Source organism: Stackebrandtia sp. (genome assembly GCF_035643755.1).
Taxonomy (GTDB): Bacteria; Actinomycetota; Actinomycetes; order Mycobacteriales; family Micromonosporaceae; genus Stackebrandtia.
In genome coordinates, this window is record NZ_DASQPW010000114.1 from 1 (window position 1) to 7,175 (window position 7,175).

Below are 7,175 nucleotides of genomic sequence, written 5' to 3' on the forward strand. Positions count from 1 at the left end.
CGCGCGCGGGGTCGAGTTCGAGCCGCAGCGCCTCGGCCAGGGGCGCCAGGGCGGCGGCCAGGTCGGTTTCGGCGCGCTCGTACAGGTCCTCGGCGCGGGCCAGGGCGCCCTCGAGCCCCGGGGTGGTGCGGCGCAGTTGGCGTTGGCGTTTTGCCGCCTGTTGGCAGTCGCCGTTGTCGCAATACAGGCGGGGGCGGCCCCGCCCCTGCTGTTGGGGCAGCGCGGCGCCGCAGCGCCGACAGTTCGTCGCGGTTTTCACGTGAGCAGCATAAACTATTTTCTGGTTTTCTGTTTTATTTAAATAACAAATACTAAAACATGTTGCTCTGCCGCGAGCAACTAACTTGCGGGAAGGCAAGTTCCCGCAGATTATGCCGAAAAACCGTACAGAGAACTACTTGCAGAACTTTCTCTGTATGTCTACGCTTCGTCCATGACGTGGAATCGAATCGCCGGATGGTCGCTCATCCTCGCGCCCGTGGGCCAGCTCGGAGGCTGGGCCTTCCAGATGCTCGGCGGCAACGAAGGAGCCGAACCGCAATCGACGATCGCGCACGCGGTGTGGCTCATCGGCTTCGTCTGCCTGACGATCGTGTGCATCGAGCTGTACCGCCGGGTCCGCAGCCACGGGGCCGCCCAGGTCGTCGCCCGGGTGAGCCTGGGGGTGGCGCTGATCAGCGTCGCCGCGTCGATCGCCGAGATGCTCGTCGACCTCGGCACGGGCTTCGCCGTCATGGGCGGCGCCAACCACGACGCCATAGACCACCAGGTTCGCGGCATCCCCGGCGTCGAGGCGATCCTGTACGGACCGGGCACGCAGCTGGTCTACCTGGGATTCCTGGTCCTGATCATTCAGCTGGCCGTCCTGAAACGCATCCGAATGCTGACGCTGCTTCTCGTCCTGGCGACGCTGGTCCTGTTCGTCCTCTACGAAATCGTCTTCGACGGCCCCGCGCGTCAACCCATCATGCCGCTGGCGTGCCTGTGCATGTGGCTTGCCTTGGCGCCCTTGGGTTGGCCGCTGCTGAAGCGCGCCACCGAACCCTCCGAGGAAAAACTCGTGGCGCCGTGACGGCCGCGTCGCTATCGTCCGCGACATGTCCGATGCGTACCTGATCACCGAGCGCATGACCCTGCGCCACCCGCGCCCCGATGACCTGGACCTGTTGGACACGCTGAACCACGATCCCGAGGTGATGCGCTACCTCGACCGGCACCCGCCCGCGCGCGAGCAGGTCGCCGCCGAGCTGGCCGCCACCATCGAGGCCCAGCGCGCCGACCGCGACCACGGGCGGTTCATCGCCGAGGACCGCGGCACCGGCGCGTTCCTGGGCTGGTTCGGCCTCGAGGTCGGCGACGACGGCCCGCGGGCCCCGGGCGTGGGCTGGCGATTGCGCACCGCGGAGTGGGGCAGGGGCCTGGCCACCGAGGGCGCCCGCGCCCTGGTCGCGCACGCCTTCACCGACCTGGGCGCCGAGCGCGTCGGGGCCGAGACGATGTTCGTCAACACTCGTTCCCGCCGGGTGATGGAGAAGGCCGGGCTGCGGCTGGTTCGCGTGTTCCACGAACACTTCGACGACCCGCTGCCCGGCACCGAACACGGCGAGGTGTGGTACGAGATCACCCGCGACGCGTGGCTGCGCGCGGAAACGCCCGCGCGGTAAGGGTTTCAGAAGCGCACGACCAGCTTGCCCGTGGTGTGGCGGCGCGCGAAGTCCACCAGCGCGTCGCGTGCCTGGTCGAAGGGGTAGCGGCGCCCGATCACGGCCCGCAACCGGCCGCCCTCGGCGTCCGCTGCGACCTCGCGCATGCCACCCAGCTTGCCGTCCATGTCGAACACGACGTGCAGGTCGATGTCGTCGCGGCCCAGCCATTCCGGTCGCGTCATGGGGAACGTGATGGACACCAGGCGGCCCCCCGGCCGCAGGGTGGCGGCGATGCCGGTGAGTTGGTCGCCGGGGAGCGTCAGGTTGAACGCGGCGTCCACTGCGGACGGGTATTCGCTCGGGTCGTAGCCGATGGTCTCGGCCGCGCCGAGCTCGCGCAGCAGCGGCGCGTCGGCGGGTTTGGCTGTGGCGATCGCCTTCGCGTCGGCCGCCAGCAGGGACAGCACCGCGGTGCCCACTCCCCCGGTGGCGCCGACGACGAGGACCGTCTCGCCCGGTCGTATCTTCGCCGTCGCCATCACGGCCCGTGCGGTCAGGCCGACCGTGGGCAGGGCCGCGGCGTCGTCGACGTTCAGGCCCGCGGGACGGTGCGTCAGGAACGGGGTGTCGGCCTCGACGACCGCGTATTCGGCCAACGCCCCGGTGCTCAGCGACGGGCGGGTGCCCCCGACCAGGTCGCGCAGGGCGCGCGGCACGGCCATGCCGAAGATGTCGTCCCCGACCCGATAGCCCTCGACCCCGGGCCCGATTTCGCTGACCGTCCCGGCGAAGTCGTTTCCCGGGACGTGCGGGAACGTCAGGGGCGTCTGCTCGCGGAACTCGCCGCTGGGTATGCGCACGTCAGCCGGGTTGATCGAGGCCGCAGCGATGCGCACCTGGAGCTGGCCGGGCCCGGGGCGGGGCGCCGGGATGTCGGCGAGGGTGTAGGACTCGGGCGGGCCGTAGTCGGTGGCGACGATCGCCTTCATGGTGAACCTCCGTAAGCGGACCTTGTGGTCATGTTAAGCGGAAGGCTAACACTAACCGGACCACGGGGTCAACTTGGTAGGCTAGCGGCATGCCACCGAACCGTCCGCTGCGCGCCGACGCCGCCCGCAACCAGCGCCTGCTGCTGACCGCGGCCGCCGACGAGTTCGCCGAGCACGGCCTGGGCGCCTCGGTCGCCGACATCGCGCGGCGCGCCGGCGTCGGCAAGGGCACCGTCTTTCGCCACTTCGCCACCAAGGACGAGCTGATCGCCGCGATATTGATCGACCGCGGCGAAAGGCTCAGCACGCTCGGCGAACGGCTCCTGGACGCCGAGGACGCGGGCGAGGCGCTGCGCGAGTTCCTCACCGCCGCGGCACGGCAGCGGCAGGAACGCGACCTGTCGTTCCTGGCCGCCGCCAGCCAATCCATGGAGGACGTGGCGAAGGTGCGGGCGCACATGCTCGACGTCGTCGACCGGCTGGTGGAACGGGCCCGCTCGCGGGGCGCGGTGCGCACCGACATCACCGGCGCCGACGTGTTCCTGCTGATGTGCGCGCCCAACTACGTCGCCGCCAACGTCCCCGACGCCTCCCCCGACCTGTGGCGCCGCTACCTGTCGATCATCCTCGACGGGCTGCGCCCCGAGGGCGCCAGCCCGCTTCCCGACCAGCCACCCCACCTCGGCTGACCGCATGACCGACATGCGGCGACACGGCCAGGACCTCTCCCCCATCGGCACCACCGCCGACGCGTACCGCGCGTACCTGGATTCCCTGCCCAGCCCCGAATCCCGCCGCACCATGGCCGGGTGCCTCGACCGGGTGGCGCGGCTGATGTCCGGGGACGAGGCCGCCACCGGCGCCGGGCAGCCGTGGCATCTGTTGCGGTATCGGCACACCAGCCGCCTGCCCGCGCTGCTGCGGGAGGCGGGCATGGCGCCGTCGTACATCAACAAGCACCTGGTGGCGGTGCGGCGGGTCCTCAAGGAGGCCTGGAAGCTGCGGCTGATGTCGGGCGAGGACTACCAGCAGGCGGCGTCGGTGGAATCGCTTGCGGGGCAACGGTTGCCGCGCGGACGTCACATCGACGGGACCGTGATCGCCGGGGCGCTGGCGGCCTGCGACGCCGACGACTCGCCCGCGGGCGCGCGCGACGCCGCGATCATCGCCGTGCTGCACTCCACGGGGTGCCGCCGCGCCGAGATCTGCGGGATCGGCGTGGACGACCTGGACCTCGGCGAGCGCGCCATCGCCGTGCACGGCAAGGGAAACAAGCAGCGGCTGGTGCACCTCACCGTGGGCGCGGCGGAACGGGTCGGGGCGTGGCTGGCGGTGCGGGGACGCGGCGAGGGCGCCCTGTTCAATCCGATCGCCAAGTCGGGTCGGCTGCGGCGCCGCGACGGGGCGTTGAGCGCGATGTCGGGCCAGGCCATCGCCGACATGCTGGCGCGACGGGTGGGCGGCGGGTTCACGCCGCACGACTTTCGCCGCACCTTCATCGGCGAGCTGCTGGACGCCGGCGTGGACGTGGCCACGACGCAGCAGCTGGTGGGCCACGCCTCCCCCGACACCACGGTGCGCTACGACCGGCGTCCCGCGCGGCGCCGCCGCGACGCGGTGGATCGGCTGCGGCTACCGGGGCGGGACTGAACGGCACCAACGGGCGTCGAACCAATGCGGCCAGTGGCGCGGCGTCGAGCCAGCAGCGCGACGCACGCGACAACGCCGAGGGCCACGGTGCCCAGTCCCGACGCGCCGAGCGTGAGTCGCGGGCCTATGGCTGCGGTCAGCGGGCCGCCCAGGGCGGTACCGATCGGCGAGGCGGTGAGCAGCACCGCGCTGCGGGCGGCCAGCATCGACGCCAGGTGTCGCGGAGGGGCCGTCTCCTGCATCAGCGTCACCGACAGCGCGCCGAACGGCCCGTAGATGACTCCGCCGATGGTGAGACCGGCGATGGTGGCGGCGGTCGGCGCGCCGAATCCGAACGGCAGCAGCGCCGCGCCCCACCCGATGATGATGGCGATGGTCGTCGGCCACAGTGGAAGGCGCCGCAGCGCACCCACCGCGAGCCCGCCGACCAGCGCGCCAATGCCGTACAGCGTCCAATAGAGACCAAGTAGGGTTCCGGGCGCGTGCAGGTCTTGGGACACGTGCAGCGGCAGGGCGACTTCGACGGGGCCGTACAGCAGGTAGAAGAACCAGGTGAGGGCGAGCAGGCCGAGCAATGCGGGCCTGGCACGCAGCAGGGCGAAACCGCCGCGCGCGGCGGTTTGGTCGATGAGGGTGACGTGCCGCGACGCCGGGAGGCGGAGGCGCGCGATGACCACGGCGAGGAACAGGTAGGTGAGCGCGTCCAGGCCGAGCACCACGGCGGCACTGACGTACGTCACCGCGACACCGGCGACGACGGGTCCGACGATGGTGGAGGCGAAGTTGAGCGATCCGAGCAGGGTGTTGGCGGCGAGCCGCTGCCGCGATGGCACCAGCTCGGCCAGCAGCGTATAGGTTCCCGCGTTGCCCCACGCGTGCAGCAGCGACGACACGGCGAGCAACGCGATGTACAGCGGCAGGCTCAGCAGCCCGGCCAACCAGGCCAACGGGACGGCGCCGAGGAACACGGCGCGCAACAGGTTGTCGGCCAGCATGAGCCGCTTGGCCGGCATGCGGCGCAGCAGGCGTCCGAACGCCAGCGCGCCGACCACCCCGGGCAGCGTGTAGGCGGCGACGGCGCCGCCGACCCACAACCCCGCACCATGGTGTGGTGCGAGGATGTTGGCCAGCCACGCCACCGCGACAACGCTCATCCCGTCGCCCAGGTTCGAAACGCCGAACCCGGCGATCAGGCGCCGAAACACCCGATTGGCCAGCACGGGGCGGTAGGGGGCGGGAATGAGGCGGGAGAGCATCAGCGGGCGGCCTCGCAGCCCGCGGCATCCCACGCGAACCCGTCGGGGTCGGTGAGGCAACCGTTGTCGCCGTTGATGACCAGGCGATGGGAGCCGTCGCCGTCGACGGCGACGCCGAGGTCCTTGGCGGCGGCGCGGCGTCCGTACAGCGCCAGCTTGATGGGTGAGGTGGCGAACTCGACGTACTTGCGGCCGTAGCTCTTGGCCACCGTCAGGCCGTTGTCGGCGTAGAAGCGTTTGGTCGCCGCCACGTCGTCGACGCCCAGCAGCAGCACGATGTCGTCGATGACGCGGTTGGCGGGCGCGGTGTCCTTCTTGGACGACGAGGCGAGCTTCCAGATCGTGCCGTATGGGTCCCGGATGACGCCGCCGTAGCCCCAGAAGCTCTTGGCGACGGGCTTGAGCACCGTGGCCCCCGCCGCCAGCGCGGTGCCCGCGAGACTGTCGACCGTGGAGGGTTGGGAGACCACGAGCGACACGGCGAAGCCGCGGAAACCCGTCGAGGGTGCCTGGGCGGCGCGGGCCAGCACCTCGGCGTGGAGCCCGAAGGCGTCGGCGTAGAAGGCTTGGGCGGCAACGGGATCGGGGACTTCGAGGGTGATGGATGCGATGGCGGACATGACGGTTCCTTTCGGTGGATGGTTTTAGCGGGCGCGCCGCTTGGCGCGGTACGGCAGCAGGAACATGTAGACCCCGGTGATCACCAGGACCGCCAACGGCGGCAGCGGCGTGTAGAACACGAGGAAGGCGGGGTCGTCGGGCTTGGCGCCCTGGAACAGGACGACGAAGCCGGCGGCGACGGTGACCAGGAAGGTCATCGACAACCAGCGATGGATCTGGCGAATGCGCTTGGGCATGGCGGGCAGTCCCTACTTGTCCTGCAGCAGGCCGATGACGTTGCCGTCGGTGTCGGCGACGGTGGCGATCACGCGTCCGCCTCCGACGTCGTGGGCGGCCTCGGTGACGGTGGCGCCGACCGCGGTGAGCTCGGCGAGCTTCGCGTCGATGTCGCTGACCTCCCAGTACGTCACCGGCGAGGTCATGCCCTGCGGCCCGCCGCCGGGCACCAGGCCGACGTGCTGGCCGTCGATGTCGAAGCCGACGTAGTACGGCGAGTCGGTCTGGGGAGCGATGCCGAACATGGCGGCGTAGACGTCCTTGGCCGCGGACAGGTCGGACACGGGGTGAAGGACGGTCTTGATGCGGTGGGTGGTGGTCACGATTTCTCCTTGATGCGCGGGGCCCCTTGGCCCGATGTGTACGTTCGGTGCGGACGAACGGGAACTGCTGCCAGCATTTCCTCGGCGCGGCCGATGCGCATCCGTGAACTCCACGGACTCGGCCACGGATTCGCGGTACGGAAGGGGGCACGGATGGCCACGGCGTGGGAGGTCTCGGCGCGCGAGGCCGAGGTTTTGGCGCTGCTCGGCGAGCATCTGAGCAACGCCGAGATCGCCGCGCGCCTGTACATCTCGGTGCGCACCGTGGAAAGCCACGTGTCGTCGCTGCTGCGCAAGCTCGAGGTGGCCGACCGGCGCGCGCTGGCGCGCCACGCCGAGGGCCTCGCGGGCGGGGCGGCCGCCGCCCCGTCGCTGCCGACGCCGCTGACGTCGTTCGTCGGTCGGGCGCGGGAA

At 70.8% G+C, this 7,175-nt stretch carries 10 protein-coding genes and 1 pseudogene; 5 read left to right on the plus strand and 6 right to left on the minus strand.

The window, feature by feature from the left end; genetic code table 11:
• Window positions 1-259: pseudogene (locus VE172_RS08860) on the minus strand (hypothetical protein); the annotation flags it as partial.
• Window positions 260-433: 174 nt separating this feature from the next.
• Here VE172_RS08860 and VE172_RS08865 point away from each other — a divergent pair.
• Together VE172_RS08865 and VE172_RS08870 are read left to right on the plus strand one after the other, a co-directional pair.
• Window positions 434-1,072, plus strand: coding sequence for a hypothetical protein (locus tag VE172_RS08865; protein ID WP_324800047.1), 639 nt, complete (start codon window positions 434-436; stop codon window positions 1,070-1,072).
• A gap of 25 nt (window positions 1,073-1,097) precedes the next feature.
• The gene (locus tag VE172_RS08870) at window positions 1,098-1,664 is read left to right on the plus strand and encodes a GNAT family N-acetyltransferase (RefSeq protein ID WP_324800050.1); all 567 of its coding nucleotides are present in this window, start codon (window positions 1,098-1,100) and stop codon (window positions 1,662-1,664) included.
• Between the two features lie 5 nt (window positions 1,665-1,669).
• On the opposite strand, the gene VE172_RS08875 is transcribed toward VE172_RS08870, so the two are convergent.
• Entirely contained in the window at window positions 1,670-2,635 is a 966-nt protein-coding gene (locus tag VE172_RS08875; RefSeq protein WP_324800052.1) for an NADP-dependent oxidoreductase, read from the minus strand.
• Between the two features lie 89 nt (window positions 2,636-2,724).
• On the opposite strand from VE172_RS08875, the gene VE172_RS08880 reads away from it, so the two are divergent.
• Together VE172_RS08880 and VE172_RS08885 are read left to right on the plus strand one after the other, a co-directional pair.
• Entirely contained in the window at window positions 2,725-3,324 is a 600-nt protein-coding gene (locus VE172_RS08880) for a TetR/AcrR family transcriptional regulator (RefSeq protein WP_324800055.1), read from the plus strand.
• 4 nt (window positions 3,325-3,328) lie between these two features.
• Complete coding sequence (locus VE172_RS08885) at window positions 3,329-4,285, plus strand: tyrosine-type recombinase/integrase (protein WP_324800059.1); 957 nt, start codon at window positions 3,329-3,331, stop codon at window positions 4,283-4,285.
• On the opposite strand, the gene VE172_RS08890 is transcribed toward VE172_RS08885, so the two are convergent.
• Genes VE172_RS08890 through VE172_RS08905 form a run of 4 tightly spaced genes read right to left on the minus strand, consistent with a single transcriptional unit; the run spans window position 4,216 to window position 6,761 of the window.
• Complete coding sequence (locus VE172_RS08890) at window positions 4,216-5,541, minus strand: MFS transporter (RefSeq protein ID WP_324800062.1); 1,326 nt, start codon at window positions 5,539-5,541, stop codon at window positions 4,216-4,218. The two genes, VE172_RS08885 and VE172_RS08890, sit on opposite strands and share 70 nt — an antisense overlap.
• The gene (locus VE172_RS08895) at window positions 5,541-6,161 is read right to left on the minus strand and encodes a VOC family protein (protein ID WP_324800064.1); all 621 of its coding nucleotides are present in this window, start codon (window positions 6,159-6,161) and stop codon (window positions 5,541-5,543) included. The genes VE172_RS08890 and VE172_RS08895 overlap by 1 nt, the downstream gene beginning before the upstream one ends.
• 24 nt (window positions 6,162-6,185) lie before the next feature.
• Window positions 6,186-6,398 (minus strand): hypothetical protein, encoded by a 213-nt coding sequence (locus VE172_RS08900; protein ID WP_324800067.1) that lies wholly within the window; start codon window positions 6,396-6,398, stop codon window positions 6,186-6,188.
• A 12-nt stretch (window positions 6,399-6,410) separates the two neighbouring features.
• Window positions 6,411-6,761, minus strand: a complete 351-nt coding sequence (locus VE172_RS08905) for a VOC family protein (RefSeq protein ID WP_324800070.1) — start codon at window positions 6,759-6,761, stop codon at window positions 6,411-6,413.
• Window positions 6,762-6,914: 153 nt separating this feature from the next.
• On the opposite strand from VE172_RS08905, the gene VE172_RS08910 reads away from it, so the two are divergent.
• On the plus strand, window positions 6,915-7,175 hold a 261-nt coding region (locus tag VE172_RS08910), incomplete at its 3' end, for a response regulator transcription factor (protein WP_324800073.1).